The organism is Nicoliella sp. ESL1113 (assembly GCF_058509245.1).
Window position 1 is genome coordinate 211,244 of record NZ_CP196388.1, and the last position, 16,090, is coordinate 227,333.

The window sequence follows — 16,090 nt, forward strand, 5'->3', positions numbered from 1 at the left end:
TCAACCCCCAGATTATTTTTCATTCAAGTCCTTGAGAATCCCAAGAGCCCCGTCAACAAAGTATTCAACCCCTGTTTTGATCGTTGCGTCTAACCCCACGAATTGTGGTTCGTGCCAATCCGCGGCATTTGGTTGTCCGTTCGAACCAATGAACGCAAATACCCCCGGAATCGTTTCTTGGTAGGTGGCAAAGTCTTCGCCCGCCATTGAGAGAACTGGCTTTTCAACCTTTTCGGCTAAATTGTTAATGACGGCGTTCGTCAACTCGGGATTGTTATCGATTGGTAATGCCCGTTCGCTCCAATCAATATCAAAGTCCTGGTTGAAAGCAGCAGTAAAGCCCTTCACAATTTCAGTCATCCGTTTTTGAACTAAATCATCGTTTGACAGCTTGAAGACCCTGACAGTCCCCTCAAGAAACGCCGTGTCTGGAATCACGTTCCAGGCCTCACCGCCGCCAACGTGGGTAATGCTGACCACGACGGCATCTTGGGGGTTCACATTGCGGCTGGTAATCGTTTGTAAGTTTTCGATCAAAGCACCCAGCGTCACGATTGGGTCATGACTATTTTCAGGCTTGGCACCGTGGGAACCCTGCCCCTTGATCGTGATGTGGAACTTAGAACACCCCGCCATCATCGGCCCGCTTTGTAATGCAACCGTCCCAGTGGGTAAGTTGGGGTTATTATGAAAACCAAGCACCGCTTGAATTCCACTTAATACGTGCTTTGCCACCACTTGGTTCGCACCCCCACCGGCTTCTTCGGCGGGTTGGAACAGTAAATATATGTTTCCGTTGATCAAATCGCGGTGACCACTGAAAAACTTAGCGGCCCCTAATAAGCTAGTAATGTGGAGATCATGGCCACAGGCATGCATCACCCCTGGGTTCGTGGACTTGAATGCTAAATCAGTATCTTCGGTCACTGGCAACGCGTCTAAGTCGGCCCGCAGTGCGATCGAAGCGCCCGGCTGCTTTCCAGCGATCTTAGCCAACAGCCCCGTATTTAGCTTGGTCGGCACGATTTCAATCCCCCACTGCGTTAACAGCTCCTTCACTTTTTCGGTAGTATGCACTTCTTGATTCGATAATTCGGGATGGGCATGAAAGTAGTGCCTTAGTTCAACTAACTCGTTCCAATCATCATCAGTTATTAATTCCGTCATTTTAAGATTCCTCCTCAAACGCCTTGTTAATTGCTTGGTCTAAATCATTAATCAAATCATCCGCACTTTCCAACCCGATCGACATTCTGATTAATGAATCGGTAATGTGTTGCTTATCCTTATCGGCTTTAGGAACTTCTCGGTGGGTCGTCCGCACTGGGTTGACGATCAACGAACGGTTATCACCCACGTTGGGCAGATAGGTAAAGACGTGGACGTTATTCAACAATTTAACAACGTTATCGAAATCACCGTCTAATTCAAATGCAAAGGTTGTCCCAATTCCTTTAGGATAGTACTTTTCAACGAGGTCCCGTTGATCAGTATCCAATAAGCCATTATTGAAGACCCTTTTCACATGCGGGTTCCCCTCTAAGAATCGGCCGATTTTAAGGGCGGACTGCACTTCCTTACTGATCCGCTCTGAAATTGTTTCTAGCCCCATCAATGCTAAGTATGCGGAAAATGGACTAAGTACCGCCCCCATTAATCGTAAGTATTTAATCCGCAGTCGATGAATAAATGCAGATTTACCAAACGCATGGGCAAAAGTATCCGATTCACCATTGGGTTTAACTAGCGTAATTTCTGGTTCATAGAATTGCGGGAAGCGTTGTTCGTTCCAATCAAAGTGGCCCCCATCAACCACAATTCCAGAGACCACGTTGCCATGCCCGCTGATCCCCTTGGTCGATGAATAGACAACGACATCGGCACCGTGTTCAATTGGGTTGAACAGGTATGGGGTCGGGAAGGTATTATCAATAATGAGTGGAATCTGATGGGCGTGGGCTAACTTTGCGACCGCTTCCACATCGGTAACGTCAGTCGTTGGGTTCGAAACGCTTTCTGCGTAAATCGCCTTGGTATCGGGTCTGATCAATGATTCTAACTTATCCAAATCGTTAATGTCATCAACAAAATCGGTCTCGATGTTGAACTTGGGCAACAGGGTGTTCAATTCATCTAGCGTCGCACCGTAGATATCACGGGGGGCAATGATCCGCCCGCCACCTTCAGCGACGTTCAAAATCGTGTAGGTGATCGCAGCCATCCCCGAAGATAGGGCGACGGCTCCCACACCACCATCCAAGTCATTGATTCGTTTTTCAAAGACATCGACAGTCGGATTGGCGACTCTGGAATACATAAATGCATTATTCAGTTCACCATTCATGACCTGATCGGCTCGTTCAACGCTTCCAAAGTCAAATGCGACGTTCTGAAAGATGGGAACGTTGGCCGCATAGTTAAAGTCTTTTGGATCATAACCACTATGAATCTTTCTCGTATCAAATTTTTCAATCATCTCTACCACTCCCTATTTAGTTGCGTTCAGTGCCGATTCCAGATCAGCAATTAAATCATGAACATCCTCAATTCCAACTGATAATCTGACCAATTGTGGTGAAATTCCCGTCTTGGCCTGCTCTGCTGCCGATAATTCAGCATGGGTCATCTTGTATGGCAGCTCAATCAAACTTTCGACCGAACCCAAACTAACTGCAAGTGAAATGAGTTTTAGGTGTTCAACGAATGCGGCGGCATCAATTGAATCGGCCAATTCAAACGACAACACCCCACCGTAGCCATTCGTTTCCTCCTTAGCAATCTCGTAGTCCTTGGTCCCCTTAATTCCAGGATAATGGATCCGGGTGACTTCATCACGTTGCGCTAAGAAATCAACGATCTTTGCAGCATTTGCTTCGTGTCGATCGATGCGTACTGCAAGCGTCTTGATCCCGCGGCTGATCAAGTTCGCCGATTCTGGTGAAAGGACTGCACCAATCCCATTTTGGTTGAAGTAAACCGCATCCGAGAGTTGCGGCGTCTTGGTTACCACCGCACCAGCAACCACGTCAGAATGTCCCCCTAAATACTTAGTGGCGGAATGAATCACGATATCGGCCCCCAAGTCGAGTGGTTGTTGTAAGTACGGGGTTAAAAAGGTGTTGTCCACAATCGTTAACAACCCATGTTGCTTGGCCAGTTTAGCAATCGCTTTCACACTAGTGACTTCTAACAGTGGATTGGAAAAGGTCTCAAAGTAAATCGCTTTCGTGTTATCCTTGATCGCCGCACTAACCGCATCTAGATCCTGGGTATCAACGACCGTAAATGATAGCTGCCAGCGCTTGAAAAATTGGTTGATCAACCGGAATGTCCCACCATAAACCGCCTTGCCGACAATAATGTGGTCCCCTGGTTTAAAAAGCGCGAAGACTGCATGGACTGCAGCTAACCCAGACGAAAAGGCAAAGCCGCGGTCGCCATTTTCTAATTCTGCTAATTGATCTTCCAAATAATCCCTAGTTGGATTGCCGGATCGTTCATAGTCCCACCGAAGCTTGGCATCAACCTTTGGGAAAACGAACGTTGATGAATTATAGATCGGCACGTTGACCGCTCCTGTATCATTATCATTTTGTGACTTGCCATGAACTAACTTAGTATTAAACTTGGTCATTTTGATTCCCTCTTTCTATTTTTTTCAAAAATAAAAGCCCCCTATTGACCAATTTATGATCAATAAGGGGCGATTGATTCGCGGTGCCACCCTTGCGTTTAACTCAATGGATATCCATCTGGATGATAACGGGTCGGACCGGTCAATTGGCTTGCACCAATTCACTCCATTCTTAAGCTCATCTTCACGAAATTCATCAGCATCTGGTCTCACCACCCCAGACTCGCTGTAATTGATTCCAATCGTTACTCTTCTTAATCGTCGGATTTTATTTATGTAATTCATTTAATAGCCGTCTTGCAACGGTATCAAAATAATGAACGCCAACGGCAATTACGCCGTCATCAGCAATGTAGCCCGAGTTATGGTTCTTCACCTGCCCATTGTTGCCCAGGTTAACGTATACGCCCGGCACGTGTTCTTGATAACATGCGAAGTCATCAGATCCTAACTCCAGTTCCTTTTCATAAACCGTTGCAAACCGTTTACACTCATCAGCAACGATGGCGGTTAAATGCGGATCGTTATTCACAGATGGATCCCCGTCATACCAATCAATTGTAGCCGTTGCGCCATACGCTTCCGCCGCGGTCTGCACTAACTTTAAAAAGCGCTGTTTGATCAATGCTCTGGTGTGCTTACTTGCGGTCCGAACCGTGCCCTCAAAGAACACCGTTTCTGGAATCACGTTCCAAGTCGTCCCCGCAGTGATGTGTGTGATGCTGATCACGCCAGCACTGGTCGGTGAAACGTTGCGGCTAACGATACTTTGAATCGCATTGATTTCCGCTCCTAACACCACGACTGGATCGACTCCATTTTGGGGCGCCGATGCATGCGTGCCCTGCCCCGTCAGTGTGACCTTGAACTTATCGATCGCTCCACTGCTGATTCCCGCTCGAATCCCGATGCTGCCAACGGGATGAAATGGTGCGTTATGAAAGCCGATGATTGCATCGACTCCCGTTAGTTGACCGTCGTTAATCACCTGCAGGGCACCTTCGTGATCTTCTTCAGCTAACTGAAATATCAACCTGACTTTACCAGGCAGCTCATTTTCAGAATGCTTCAATAGATAAGCAGCCCCTAATAGCGCTGCAATGTGGGTATCATGGCCGCAGGCGTGCATTTGCCCTGGGACTTGCGAACTGTAAGCAAGCCCCGTGGCCTCTGCGACTGGCAATGCGTCAATATCAGCTCGTAAAGCGATGGTGGGGCCATTGTTGTTACCAATATCTGCGAACACCCCCGTTTTTAAATTCGTTGGCCTGGGCTTGATCCCATATTCAGCTAAAATAGCCGTAATTTTTTTAGTAGTTCTAAATTCATGGTCAGCCAGTTCTGGATGGGCGTGAAAATCATGCCGGTATTGAATTAACTTCCGCTCAAGTTCTGGATCGATCAATTGCTTCAATGAAGGCACCTCCTCAATGCAAAATAAAAAAGATCAACTAGCACGAATCTAGTTGATCTTTGGGTTTGATAAGGAAAATTGATTCAAAAATGATATCCACCCTAACTAGATTCGGTTTAACTTCACCTAGTTAGGAAATCGTAAGCGGTCCGCGCTAGATGCAAATGTCAGTAACGTTTGCATCCCAAATGGATCCAAACGCTACTAGCACATGCACATGTAGCCAGTTAGGACATAACAATTATTTAATTGAACATTATTATTTTTAATCATTATAATTTCCCCTTAATTTAATTCATTTATCATTTATTTTTAATTATTAAACCATAAAAATATTTGAATGTCAAATGATGTTGAAATTACTTTTAGAAAAATGTAATCTAATCTCATGAATGTTAAGCATTAATACTAAAAATATAATTAATAGGAATGGATATTATGAAAATAAAATTATTATCACTTGCGGGGATTCTTTTAGCTGTTTCGGCAGCTTTAATTATTAAAATTAATTATAGTCATTCTGTTAACGCTAATCAGAATGGTGGTGAAATTTCAAAAAGGGTATCATCATTTCCAAAATCAATGCAGGGGAAATGGTACTCCTATGATTCGGATGCATCTAAGAAAAGCCCGCGATTTTTTATTACTAAAATAACTAAAAATACAATTGCTAATAAACAACCAGAATTAAAGGGCGTCTATGTCAGTTATTTACATAAATTCTATAAACATAGTGGGTCAGCTCACTCTAACTGGATCTATACGATTGGTGGCCTATGGACAAAATTTGATAATCGCAGATACGATTTTATCCATACTTATGAATGGAATCAAAATAACGGCGATGGTGACTACTGGAACGTTTCAACACAAAACGGCCATCGCGTTTTAACCCTTGTAGGTGGGGCTGGTCTCCAAGTTTCTGACCATTCTTATCGGTCTAAAACTTTGGCAAAATCGTTAGCCAAGGAAAGGTATCGGGGCTTTTTATACTCGAATTAACTAAAGCCACTCTTACTCATTATTGCCATTAGAAGAGGCTTTAACTAGCCTTTAATGTGCTAAATTATCATAATATTTAGCCAATTTAGTTACTACTAAAAATGAAGCTTTGTATATCGATCTGTAATTTTTATTATCAGCAGCAGATTTAGTGTAATCATAGTTTTTAAGCTTAGATAAGTAATTTTCCGGCAGCTTAATCCCCCACTTTATTAAATCATCATCTTGAGATAAAATTTTCGAAATTTCATAATTTGTTGGTTTTGGCATCTTAAGTAATGCTAACGCTTTGTCAGTTACTTCCATTTTTACACCTCTTTGTATTTACTACAATAAATCAAATAATATCTTTACTATTAGTATTATTATATTGTAATAAGATACGCTAATCAATTTTTATATTTAAAATAGTTTAAAATAAAAATGTTGTTATATCAACGTCTGTTGCGATTTTCAGAAACCCAAACATGCATAATATTTTATGATCAGGGAATTAGGATTAAACCATCAATATTTAAAACATCCCCAAAACATTGCCGATCTCAATCAATTGCTTTTTGGCAATTTAGAATTAAAATAAAGTTGATTCAAAATAATTAAGGGGTGATTTACTATGGAAACTAACAATAAAATGTTTGCAAGCCCATCAACATATGTTCAGGGTAAGGATATTTTATTTAACAGTGCTGATTACATTAAAAAACTTGGTGATACCGTCTTATTACTAGCCGGTAAGCAAATCATGAACATTGTAGGAAATGACTTTTCTAAGTATCTGCAAGAAAACGACTTAGCAGTTACTGAAGTTAATTTTAACGGTGAATCTTCAATGTCAGAAGTTAACCGTGTGGCTAAGATTGGAACGGATAACCAAGTTAAAGTAATCATTGGCCTCGGTGGTGGTAAAACATTGGATGCTGCCAAGGCAATCGCTGATAAAATGAAAATTAAAGCTGCCATCTTGCCAAGTCTGGCATCAACGGACGCACCATGTTCTAGGTTATCAGTGATTTACAATGATGACGGCTCATTTTCTAACTACCTCTTCTATAATAACAATCCCGAATTAGTCCTTGTTGACACGCGGGTCATTGCCAACGCACCCGCACGATTCTTAGTAGCTGGAATTGGTGATGCCCTAGCCACCAACGTTGAAGCTCAAGCAGTTGCCCGCGGTAATGGCAACACGATGCTAGGTAACAAACAGACGTTAGTTGGCAACGCAATTGCCGAAAAATGTCAAGAAACGTTATTCAACTATGGAGTCGAGGCCGTCCGTTCGGTTGAAAACCATAATGATACCAAAGCACTAGAAAAGGTAACTGAAGCCAACATCTTAATGAGTGGGGTTGGCTTTGAAAGTGGTGGCTTAGCCGCTGCCCACGCAATCTACAATGGAACAACTGCAATCGGAGATAAGATCCATAAGATGCACGGTGAAATCGTTGCCTTTGGCTTGCTCGCTCAATTGTTTCTCGAGGGTGCCGATAGAGACCGCTATAATAAATATCTAGATTTTGAATTAGCAGTCGGCTTACCAACCACGTTTGCGGACTTAGGAATTGCTGATATTAGCGATAGTGATTTGTTAAAGATTGCCCATTCCGCCAATAGCGATAACGATACGATGAAGGAAATGCCATTCTTGGTCGAAGATGACGATATTGTCCAAGCCATGAAGGGTGCCAATGCCTATAATTTAGCATACAAATCTAATCATAAATAAGTTAGCTAATAAAAAAATGAGTTCGCTGATCAAACAGCGAACTCATTTTAATTTTAAAGTAATTCCGTCATTACTATCTTCTAAATTTTGTTTTAGCAAAAATAACCAAGCCGACAATAAGTAACACTAGCATATCGATCCAGATATGGGTCGCAACGAAATTAATGGAAGCACTCCACACCCACTTAATTAAATCCCAAAAACTACTTAAAATGAATCCAATCGCCCATTTGGCTAAATTAAAGATTAATCCCGCTAGGAAAAATATTATCGCCTTACCAGCGTAAAAAATAAAGCTAAACACTGAATGAATATGATTTTGAGCAATAAAATCCATAATCGTTTGTTTAATTGTTAATATAATTGCGCCACCGATAGTAAATACTAAAACGAAAATAGCAACAAATTCAGGAAACTTATCTGCATAAATCGAGTGACTTCTTGTTGTTACCGTCGAAGATCCGCCACGAATATTACGATTTTTTTCCTGCATTTCCAAATCCTTCTGTTTGTTTGCAAGATCAGTTACACGAAGGTAATTCTCGGAGTTCCCTTCTTTTTCAAATAACCAATCAGCTTTTTTGTTTAAATCTTTATAACTTGCCACAAAATCACCCTTAAATTAAAATTATTTTGTATCTCTTAATTATAACACCTCAAAAATCAATCATAATAATAATTTATAATTAATAATTAATAATTAAAAATAAAATGGTTTCAATAAGCCTTTATTTTCAACTAGCTTGTTCTTGAACCGCCTTAATATATTTTTTATTCCTTGGAAAGATATATTTTAATGATTTAGCATTCTTGAAGCCCATATGATTATAAAGTTTATCGCCATTCTCGCTAACCGGACGTGCTAACGCCACGATATCTGCAATAATATCATCCCAGACATACTTTGGATCAATCTCATCAACCATATATTTAACACAAAGCGTAATCAGAGAAAGGCCACTGTTCATGAGCTTTACCTGCTTACTAGCTCTCTTAACACTAGCGTATTCATACATAATATCATTTGGGTTTTTGAACAACTTCTTAATATTCGGTTGATTTTTAACCTTAATATCAACTAAGTTCTGATTATGACAACAAACATTCCGAGCCTTATGGACTAATTCAATTACCGCCACCAATGTTTTATAGTCTAGGTGGTATTCTCGGGCTAATTTCAGTGCGTTTTTTCTGGCCATATTTTCAATAATGAATTCTAAATCACCAAAGGTCAGCATGCTGATGCCGAACCAAGCTGCTGGCAATCCATCTTTATTGAGCATTGCTTGGTCTCGATATTCGGGATTGCTAGTGCGCTTCATTGCGTGGTGCAACTTCTTTTTAAACGCCATTTCTTGTTTCTTAATTGCACCCTTCCCACTATCCTTATTGAACCAGTTATCAAAATCCAAGTAGCCAAATTCTTGGTACTCATTGGTGAAGAAATACGATAATTTAACTTTCAATGATAATTCAATTTTTTCAATCGCCTGCAAAAAATGCATCCGTAAATTTTTATCGAGGTAGAAACGATCAGCGATGCTTTTCAACCGCACTCCATCATACTTACCATGGTGCAAAAACGGCAGTGAAAACTCCTTAATCTTATAGTAACCAATTATCTCTAGATTCGTTGGCCGCTTTATCTCCTTAGAATTAATGATCATCCCAAGGTGTTCTAGTTGTTTCATCTGTTGTTTATAGGTCATGTTATGAGGGGTTGTCACAAAGCTCATCCTCCTAAATAAAAACCTCAGCATTAAGGGCAGATACATCTGCAATTAATACTGAGGCGACGTTTGCGTCTAGTTATATTCAGCTGCATCAAATGTAAACATTGTTATTCAAATGATTTAATCAAAATACAACTTAATTATATCGTGTTAAGTTTCAAAGTGCTATTCATAACTAGTTTAAAATGTCATTCTGAATGTAAAAATATAAAGAGATCGATGTTAATTCCCATCTTCGTTAATAATTTGGTTACTCAAACAAGTCCGCTTAGTCCTTGCTAAACCGATCGCTAAGTCATTTCCATTGTAGGCGAATGCGGCCTTCAACTTATCATCACTATTCGGAATTGTCCTAACAAATAAACTCACAAAAAAGACCTGATCCACAATCATCACATCGAGGACATAATGATTATTCATAATTTCAAATGACCTTATATTTTTATTAGAATTAGGCCGCAATAAACTATCATCAAACATTTTATGAACCAATTCGTCAATAAACTCAGGATTGCTATTTAAAGAATGCTCCATTCCCATTCCCCCCTGTTCAAATATTATGTAAATTTATAATTGATTTTAGCATCATTTAGGTTTATATTCATATTATAAATTATTATACTACATATTTGATTGGAGGCATGCTTATGGCTGAAGATGTATTATTTAATCCTGGTAACGCAATCGCTTCAAACGTTGATCCCAGCGAATTAATTCGGACTGCTCAATTGACTTCTGACAAACGGACTACTAACGAAAAAGTAGTCATGGTCAAGGACGAAAACGGTAAGCATTTGTTATTCGAAATTGGTGACAAGGAAAGTGACCCTGCTAAGGGAAAGAAATATAAAATTGAACAAGAGTTCTAATAAAAAAGGCTAGTAATCTTAATTACTGGCCTTTTGTGTTTCCAATGATGGTCCTAACTACTTTTTCAATCGATGGAATAATGGGGGAATCCGATTCGATGCCAGTTTGCGCAAAACGTTCCGCCCACCAATTCCGTCTAATATTTTGCACTTGACTTAATAGTTGTTTTCCAGAAGTGGTCAAACTTACTTCAAGGGCCTTTCCTGGTCGGGGTTGCTTTGTGACCCAACCATTTTGATCCAACTTTTTGATTTGCCGAGCCACCATCCCCTTATCCAATACTAATTCACGGGCAATCTGGCTTTGATTAATATGTTGATGATCATTAATCGTAAGTAAAATACATGCAGCCGTAGGGTTTAAATCCAATTTTTCAAATTGATACCCAGTATCTTTGTAGTACTGACGATGTAAAATGGAAATATCTTGTGCTAAATATCCTAAGTCTTTCATAAGAAATCGGTTCCTTCCGTAAAAAGTGGCTAATTGCGTTGACAATGCAACACCCAGCTGCCTATAATAATATCAAATTAGCGGGTGTTGACAATGCAACACCCTATTCTTTCAAGATAAAGTATACCATATGTAAATGAAATTTAAACTGGAGGAATTACTATGACAAAGGACATGACAGGCTCGACAGCATTAATTCAAAGTATGATCAATCAGGGAATTAAGTATGTTTTTGGTATTCCTGGTGCTAAAGTCGACCAATTATTTGAAGACTTGCAACATAATGATAATCCTAACGCACCCCAATTAATCGTTACTAGGCATGAACAAAATGCAGCCTTTATTGCTGCTGGAATTGGCCGCTTAACTGGCAATCCTGGCGTGGTTGCCGTTACTTCAGGCCCTGGGGTCTCGAACCTAACAACCGCTTTGATCACCGCCACTGCTGAGGGAGACCCAGTCATCGCATTGGGTGGTCAAGTTAAAAGAGATGACCTTTTGCGTGCGACCCACCAAAGTATTGACAGCGCTCCCCTATTAGAACAAGCAACCAAGAGTAGCCAGGAAGTGGCAGATCCAAACAATCTTTCGGAGGCCTTTGCGAATGCGTTCATGACGACCAAATCGCCTAAAAATGGAGCTGCTTTTCTATCACTACCCCAAGATATTCTGGGGGCAAAAGTAGACCGCCCCGTAATTCAAAAACTACCCGAAATCACCAACGGGAGTGCCGATCGGACTCGAATCAAACAAATCGCAGAAATGTTGATGACCGCTGAAAATCCAGTAATTCTTGCCGGAATGCGCGCCTCAACTGAGGAAGTAAGCGATGCCATTCACAAATTATTGAACCGCTTTTCCATCCCAGTTGTCGAAACCTTCCAGGGTTCAGGCGTCATCTCGCGTGACCTTGAAAATAACTACTTTGGTCGCGTTGGACTATTCGATAATCAAATTGGTGATACGGTTCTTAAAAAGAGCGATCTCGTCCTTGCCATTGGTTATGATCCAATTGAATATGAAGCTCGCAACTGGCATAACGAAGGGACTAGAATTATTAACGTCGATACCATCACCCCTGAAATTACGACTGATTATCAACCAGAGGTGATCGTAAATGCGGACGTTGCCCAAACGCTGTACGAACTAGCAGCGTTCATTCCAGAAGATACGACCCTGCCAAAAGACACCCAGGCCAAGTTAGCCCAACTCAAGGAACACTTCGACCAGTCTAACGAAGTGCCCGCACAAAAAGAGGGCGAAGAACTCCACCCATTGGCCATCATCAACGTCTTACAGGAATCGGTCAATGACGATACCACCATTACCGTTGATATCGGTAGCCATTACATCTGGATGGCCCGCTTTTTCCGAGTTTACAAACCACGCCACTTGCTATTTAGCAACGGGATGCAAACGCTCGGGGTTGCTTTACCGTGGGCAATTGCTGCTGCATTAACGCGGCCTGAACAACACGTTATTTCAATCTCAGGTGACGGGGGCTTCTTATTCTCAGGACAAGAGTTTGAAACTGCGGTCCGATTGAATCTGCCCATCATCCAAATCATTTGGGTCGACGGTTACTACGACATGGTCAAGTTCCAAGAAGTCGCTAAGTATGGCCGAGATGCCGGAGTCAAGTTCGGCTACGTTGATAACGTTAAATACGCCGAAAGTTTTGGTGCTAAGGGCTTTCGGGTCAAGACAGCTGAAGAATTCCGCCAGGCCCTCCATAAAGCAAAGCAACTAGCTGGTCCTTCAATCATCGAAGTCCCAGTTAACTACAAGGACAACATCAAGTTAAAGACCCAGTTGATTCCAAACGAATTGAACTAGGATAAAAAACACCGCTAATCCTGTTTAAAGATTAGCGGTGTTTTTGTGTCAATTGTTCAGTTTAATAAGCCAACTTATGATTTGATTTTAAAGTCATCCGTGGGATTAAAATTATGAATCAAGCTGGGCCAAATCCACCGATCGGTATATTTAACAACGATCCCGTTGGTAAAGAAGAAGTAGATCGTAGCAAAGTTAACCGCGTAAAGTTGCCCAGTCAATAGGCTGGTGATAACGATCACAACGGCAGGTAACGACAGGTCCAAGAACTGTGCCTTGATCGCACTACCGTTAAAAAATTTAAATCGTAAAATATTACTGGTGTCGTCATTCGGGTGCATAAAGATGTTGGCCCGTTGATACATCGAAATAGAGATTCCAATCATCGTCACACCGACTATCGAAATCAATGAACGTACCAAAAAGCCGTGGTTCCCAACCCCCAAAAATTCAAACATTTGAATAAAAATCTGAATTCCGTAGCTAAAAAACACCACATAGGCAAGTTCTTCTACGAACCGAACTATGTCTAGTTTCATCAATAATAACTGGTTCAATATCGCACTGAACACCCCGAAGGCAAAGATAAAAATGGTCGATGCAACGTGAAACTGGTTACCCAAATTTACCGCTGCAGCAGTAAACAGGGCCGAACCAGTATTAGATGTAATCGTCAACCCGTTGCCCAGGGCATTGATGATCAGCCCTAAAATTAATGCCGTTATCCTAACCCGCATCGAATTAGTCGGTCTTTTTGTGTCCAATTAGCTCCTCCTCAATTTAATAACTAGTATTTGTTTCCATTATATATAATTCAAAGCTAAAACAAAAGTTAAATGGTTAATGCTTGAAAATGCTATAATCAAAGCAGATTATCTAATTAAGGAGGGATTTTCATCACAGTTGGAACGATTGCATTTTTAATTTTAGTCGGGATCATCTCGGGAATCATCAACAGTATCATTGGGATGGCGTCGTTAATTTCATACCCCGCCCTGGTTTCCGTGGGGATTCCACCAGTATTAGCGAACGCTTCTAACACCGTTGCGCTAATCTGTAGTGGGGTCAGTTCAATCTTAGCTTCATTAAAGGAGCTGAGGGGGCACTTAAAAGCGGTCCTGCCGATTACCGCTTTGACAGCAGGTGGGGGCTTGATTGGGTCACTTTTACTACTAAATAGTTCTAATGAGGCCTTTTCCAAAATCGTGCCGTTTTTGATTTTCTTTGCAGCTTGCTCGATCCTAGTACCTAAGCGCTCACATGCAAATGGACAAAAAACTGGTTCGAAGAACGTTTTATTTTGGGAGTACTTAATTTTAGGGCTTGTCGGAATCTACGTGGGATACTTTGGTGCTGGTGCTGGCGTGATCATGATTGCCGTGTTATCTAAGATCACTGACAGCCCCTACCACGTTTATAATGCAACGCGTAACGCTGCCACTTTAGCAGCAAACCTCGTTGCTTCGATTATCTTCATTTTCGTTGCCCACGTCTATTGGAGTGCCATCATCCCGTTAGGCATCGGACTATTTATCGGTGGCTTCATTGGTCCTTCGATCGTGCGCTTCATTCCCACTAACGTTATGCGGATTGGCGTTGGCATCTTTGCATTTCTGCTATCAATCTACCTATTTATTAAGGCCTTCTTTTAATTTCAGAAAAAATCATTTTGCTTTATTTTTAAATGTTGTAAAATAATAGATATTAATTCTTTAAAGGAAGTGATTCGATTGGCGGATTCATTTTTACGAATCGTATTTAACTTTGTTAACATTCAAGGACTATTGTTACTAATCTTCCTATTTATTAACATTGGTTTTCAAGCTAAAAACAAACATGCAGAGGTTCAATCCGATGGGCTTAGTAATTTTATTTTAATTTTGGCACTTTGCGAAAGTTTAAACTTCTTGGGAAATGCTATTTTAAGGGATTTTCGCATCGGTAGTAAAGATCTAACCCTCATTATTGGGATTGCGGTCATTGCACTGTCATGGATCACGGCAATTGCGTTTACTGTTTGGAATTTCTTATACTTACGTAAATTAAGCAAAAAAGTAAGTGAATAAAAAATAGTCGATCATGGCTTGCTATCATATTTTTCAGATAAATTGAATCACAAAAAAACTCCTAAGTTGTAAATCAACTTGGGAGTTTTTTTATTACTATTATTTAGTTGCTTCAAGAGCTTCCTTTAAGGCAGTTCCTAAACGCTTCATCCCGACCTTAATGGTTTCGTCATCAACGTTTGAGAAGTTCAATCTGAAAGTCCCCATCTTTGGTTTATTAGGGTAGAATGAATCTCCTGGCACGAACGCAACGTTATGTTCCACACAGGTGTTAAATAATTGCATGGTATCAACTTCACCAGGTAATTCAATCCAAATGAACATCCCACCTTCAGGATGACTGTGCTTAGCATCAGCTGGGAATTCTTCCTTGATGGCACTTAACATTAATTCAAAACGATGGTGGTATAAATCACTAATCTTTTTAATATGTTCATAAATGTCATTTTGTTCAAGGAATCTAGCAATGATATGTTGACTTAAGTTATCTGAGTGTAAGTCAGCACTTTGCTTCATTACGACGAAGTTTGATAATACGTCGGTGTTACAGACAATCCATCCTAAACGCATCCCTGGTGCTAAGATCTTAGAGAAAGTACTCATGTAAACAACCCGATCTTGAGTATCAAAGTGCTTTAATGGAGGTAAAGTTTCGCCTTCGTATCTAATTGCTCCGTAAGGATCATCTTCCATTACTAATAAATCGTACTTGTTAGCTAATTCCACAAATTGCTTCCGACGATCAACTGACATTGTTCGACCAGTTGGGTTTTGGAAAGTAGGAATCGTGTAAACTAACTTAGCTTCTGGATGAGCCTTCAAAGCTTCTTCGAACTTGTCCATTCTCATTCCATTTTCATCCATTTCAACCCCGACGATGTTAGCCCCGTAGCTACGGAACACATCTAAAGTACACAGATATGTAGGTTCTTCAACGATAACGGTATCACCAGGGTTAATGAACATTTTTGCTAATAAATCAATTGATTGCTCTGAACCAGTAGTGACCCCCACGTGTTCAACAGAAGTGGACACACTACGATCAGCCATTAATTTCACAATTTGTTCACGTAATACCGTTTCGCCAATGGCGTTACTATATTGTAAGGCGGTCTGACCTTCATTTTCGAAGACGGTGTCAGCCGCCTTCTGCATTTCTGCAACTGGAAATAGTTCAGGTGCTGGTAGTCCACCGGCAAATGAAATAACTGCTGGATTAGCAGCGGCTTCCAAAATTTCTCCAACCACGTCGTTGTCGGTTTTTGGTACTCGTCTTGAATATTCAAATGTCATAAAAATCAACTCCTCAAATAAATTTAAAATATGGTATAGGTGTATTATAACAACGAACTAATC

17 protein-coding genes are annotated in these 16,090 nt (G+C 40.8%); 6 read left to right on the top strand and 11 right to left on the bottom strand.

The window, feature by feature from the left end:
• Positions 1-12: 12 nt before the first annotated feature.
• The 4 genes from ACSYTJ_RS07730 to ACSYTJ_RS07745 all read right to left on the bottom strand — a co-directional run bounded on the left by ACSYTJ_RS07730 (position 13) and on the right by ACSYTJ_RS07745 (position 5,048).
• The gene (locus tag ACSYTJ_RS07730) at positions 13-1,167 is read right to left on the bottom strand and encodes a M20 metallopeptidase family protein (RefSeq protein ID WP_491720264.1); all 1,155 of its coding nucleotides are present in this window, start codon (positions 1,165-1,167) and stop codon (positions 13-15) included.
• Between the two features lies 1 nt (position 1,168).
• The gene (locus ACSYTJ_RS07735; RefSeq protein WP_491720265.1) at positions 1,169-2,476 is read right to left on the bottom strand and encodes an O-acetylhomoserine aminocarboxypropyltransferase/cysteine synthase family protein; all 1,308 of its coding nucleotides are present in this window, start codon (positions 2,474-2,476) and stop codon (positions 1,169-1,171) included.
• A 12-nt stretch (positions 2,477-2,488) separates the two neighbouring features.
• On the bottom strand, positions 2,489-3,634 hold the full coding sequence (locus ACSYTJ_RS07740; protein ID WP_491720266.1) for a trans-sulfuration enzyme family protein: 1,146 nt from the start codon (positions 3,632-3,634) through the stop codon (positions 2,489-2,491).
• 268 nt (positions 3,635-3,902) lie between these two features.
• Complete coding sequence (locus ACSYTJ_RS07745; protein ID WP_491720267.1) at positions 3,903-5,048, bottom strand: amidohydrolase; 1,146 nt, start codon at positions 5,046-5,048, stop codon at positions 3,903-3,905.
• A 438-nt stretch (positions 5,049-5,486) separates the two neighbouring features.
• Between ACSYTJ_RS07745 and ACSYTJ_RS07750 the strand changes: the two genes are divergently transcribed.
• Positions 5,487-6,050, top strand: a complete 564-nt coding sequence (locus ACSYTJ_RS07750) for a hypothetical protein (RefSeq protein WP_491720268.1) — start codon at positions 5,487-5,489, stop codon at positions 6,048-6,050.
• A gap of 51 nt (positions 6,051-6,101) precedes the next feature.
• On the opposite strand, the gene ACSYTJ_RS07755 is transcribed toward ACSYTJ_RS07750, so the two are convergent.
• Positions 6,102-6,356 (bottom strand): hypothetical protein, encoded by a 255-nt coding sequence (locus ACSYTJ_RS07755; protein WP_491720269.1) that lies wholly within the window; start codon positions 6,354-6,356, stop codon positions 6,102-6,104.
• 307 nt (positions 6,357-6,663) lie between these two features.
• On the opposite strand from ACSYTJ_RS07755, the gene ACSYTJ_RS07760 reads away from it, so the two are divergent.
• Positions 6,664-7,776, top strand: a complete 1,113-nt coding sequence (locus ACSYTJ_RS07760; RefSeq protein WP_491720270.1) for a glycerol dehydrogenase — start codon at positions 6,664-6,666, stop codon at positions 7,774-7,776.
• A 73-nt stretch (positions 7,777-7,849) separates the two neighbouring features.
• Here the strand turns inward: ACSYTJ_RS07760 and ACSYTJ_RS07765 are convergent, their stop codons facing one another.
• The 3 genes from ACSYTJ_RS07765 to ACSYTJ_RS07775 form a co-directional block, all read right to left on the bottom strand.
• A complete protein-coding gene (locus tag ACSYTJ_RS07765) occupies positions 7,850-8,383 on the bottom strand; it encodes a hypothetical protein (protein WP_491720271.1) in 534 nt (177 codons plus the stop codon).
• Positions 8,384-8,510: 127 nt separating this feature from the next.
• Positions 8,511-9,503, bottom strand: a complete 993-nt coding sequence (locus tag ACSYTJ_RS07770) for an Abi family protein (protein ID WP_491720272.1) — start codon at positions 9,501-9,503, stop codon at positions 8,511-8,513.
• A gap of 228 nt (positions 9,504-9,731) precedes the next feature.
• The gene (locus tag ACSYTJ_RS07775; protein WP_491717573.1) at positions 9,732-10,043 is read right to left on the bottom strand and encodes a hypothetical protein; all 312 of its coding nucleotides are present in this window, start codon (positions 10,041-10,043) and stop codon (positions 9,732-9,734) included.
• A 113-nt stretch (positions 10,044-10,156) separates the two neighbouring features.
• Between ACSYTJ_RS07775 and ACSYTJ_RS07780 the strand changes: the two genes are divergently transcribed.
• Entirely contained in the window at positions 10,157-10,378 is a 222-nt protein-coding gene (locus tag ACSYTJ_RS07780; protein ID WP_491717572.1) for a hypothetical protein, read from the top strand.
• A 22-nt stretch (positions 10,379-10,400) separates the two neighbouring features.
• Here ACSYTJ_RS07780 and ACSYTJ_RS07785 read toward each other — a convergent pair whose 3' ends face one another.
• Positions 10,401-10,832, bottom strand: coding sequence for a MarR family winged helix-turn-helix transcriptional regulator (locus ACSYTJ_RS07785; protein WP_491720273.1), 432 nt, complete (start codon positions 10,830-10,832; stop codon positions 10,401-10,403).
• 162 nt (positions 10,833-10,994) lie between these two features.
• On the opposite strand from ACSYTJ_RS07785, the gene alsS reads away from it, so the two are divergent.
• Complete coding sequence (alsS, locus tag ACSYTJ_RS07790) at positions 10,995-12,668, top strand: acetolactate synthase AlsS (RefSeq protein ID WP_491720274.1); 1,674 nt, start codon at positions 10,995-10,997, stop codon at positions 12,666-12,668.
• 74 nt (positions 12,669-12,742) lie between these two features.
• On the opposite strand, the gene ACSYTJ_RS07795 is transcribed toward alsS, so the two are convergent.
• Complete coding sequence (locus ACSYTJ_RS07795) at positions 12,743-13,432, bottom strand: DUF6198 family protein (protein ID WP_491720275.1); 690 nt, start codon at positions 13,430-13,432, stop codon at positions 12,743-12,745.
• Between the two features lie 159 nt (positions 13,433-13,591).
• On the opposite strand from ACSYTJ_RS07795, the gene ACSYTJ_RS07800 reads away from it, so the two are divergent.
• Complete coding sequence (locus ACSYTJ_RS07800) at positions 13,592-14,320, top strand: sulfite exporter TauE/SafE family protein (protein WP_491719419.1); 729 nt, start codon at positions 13,592-13,594, stop codon at positions 14,318-14,320.
• A gap of 78 nt (positions 14,321-14,398) precedes the next feature.
• Entirely contained in the window at positions 14,399-14,734 is a 336-nt protein-coding gene (locus ACSYTJ_RS07805; protein ID WP_491720276.1) for a hypothetical protein, read from the top strand.
• A 99-nt stretch (positions 14,735-14,833) separates the two neighbouring features.
• Here ACSYTJ_RS07805 and ACSYTJ_RS07810 read toward each other — a convergent pair whose 3' ends face one another.
• Positions 14,834-16,027 (bottom strand): aminotransferase-like domain-containing protein, encoded by a 1,194-nt coding sequence (locus ACSYTJ_RS07810; RefSeq protein ID WP_491717567.1) that lies wholly within the window; start codon positions 16,025-16,027, stop codon positions 14,834-14,836.
• Between the last annotated feature and the right edge of the window lie 63 nt (positions 16,028-16,090).

What these genes read in the sequence shown, in the direction of transcription:
- ACSYTJ_RS07730 (WP_491720264.1), bottom strand. Translation starts at nt 1,167, where the DNA reads ATGACGGAATTAATAACTGATGATGATTGGAACGAGTTAGTTGAACTA.
- ACSYTJ_RS07735 (WP_491720265.1), bottom strand. Translation starts at nt 2,476, where the DNA reads ATGATTGAAAAATTTGATACGAGAAAGATTCATAGTGGTTATGATCCA.
- ACSYTJ_RS07740 (WP_491720266.1), bottom strand. Translation starts at nt 3,634, where the DNA reads ATGACCAAGTTTAATACTAAGTTAGTTCATGGCAAGTCACAAAATGAT.
- ACSYTJ_RS07750 (WP_491720268.1), top strand. Translation starts at nt 5,487, where the DNA reads ATGAAAATAAAATTATTATCACTTGCGGGGATTCTTTTAGCTGTTTCG.
- ACSYTJ_RS07755 (WP_491720269.1), bottom strand. Translation starts at nt 6,356, where the DNA reads ATGGAAGTAACTGACAAAGCGTTAGCATTACTTAAGATGCCAAAACCA.
- ACSYTJ_RS07760 (WP_491720270.1), top strand. Translation starts at nt 6,664, where the DNA reads ATGGAAACTAACAATAAAATGTTTGCAAGCCCATCAACATATGTTCAG.
- ACSYTJ_RS07775 (WP_491717573.1), bottom strand. Translation starts at nt 10,043, where the DNA reads ATGGAGCATTCTTTAAATAGCAATCCTGAGTTTATTGACGAATTGGTT.
- ACSYTJ_RS07780 (WP_491717572.1), top strand. Translation starts at nt 10,157, where the DNA reads ATGGCTGAAGATGTATTATTTAATCCTGGTAACGCAATCGCTTCAAAC.
- ACSYTJ_RS07785 (WP_491720273.1), bottom strand. Translation starts at nt 10,832, where the DNA reads ATGAAAGACTTAGGATATTTAGCACAAGATATTTCCATTTTACATCGT.
- alsS (WP_491720274.1), top strand. Translation starts at nt 10,995, where the DNA reads ATGACAAAGGACATGACAGGCTCGACAGCATTAATTCAAAGTATGATC.
- ACSYTJ_RS07810 (WP_491717567.1), bottom strand. Translation starts at nt 16,027, where the DNA reads ATGACATTTGAATATTCAAGACGAGTACCAAAAACCGACAACGACGTG.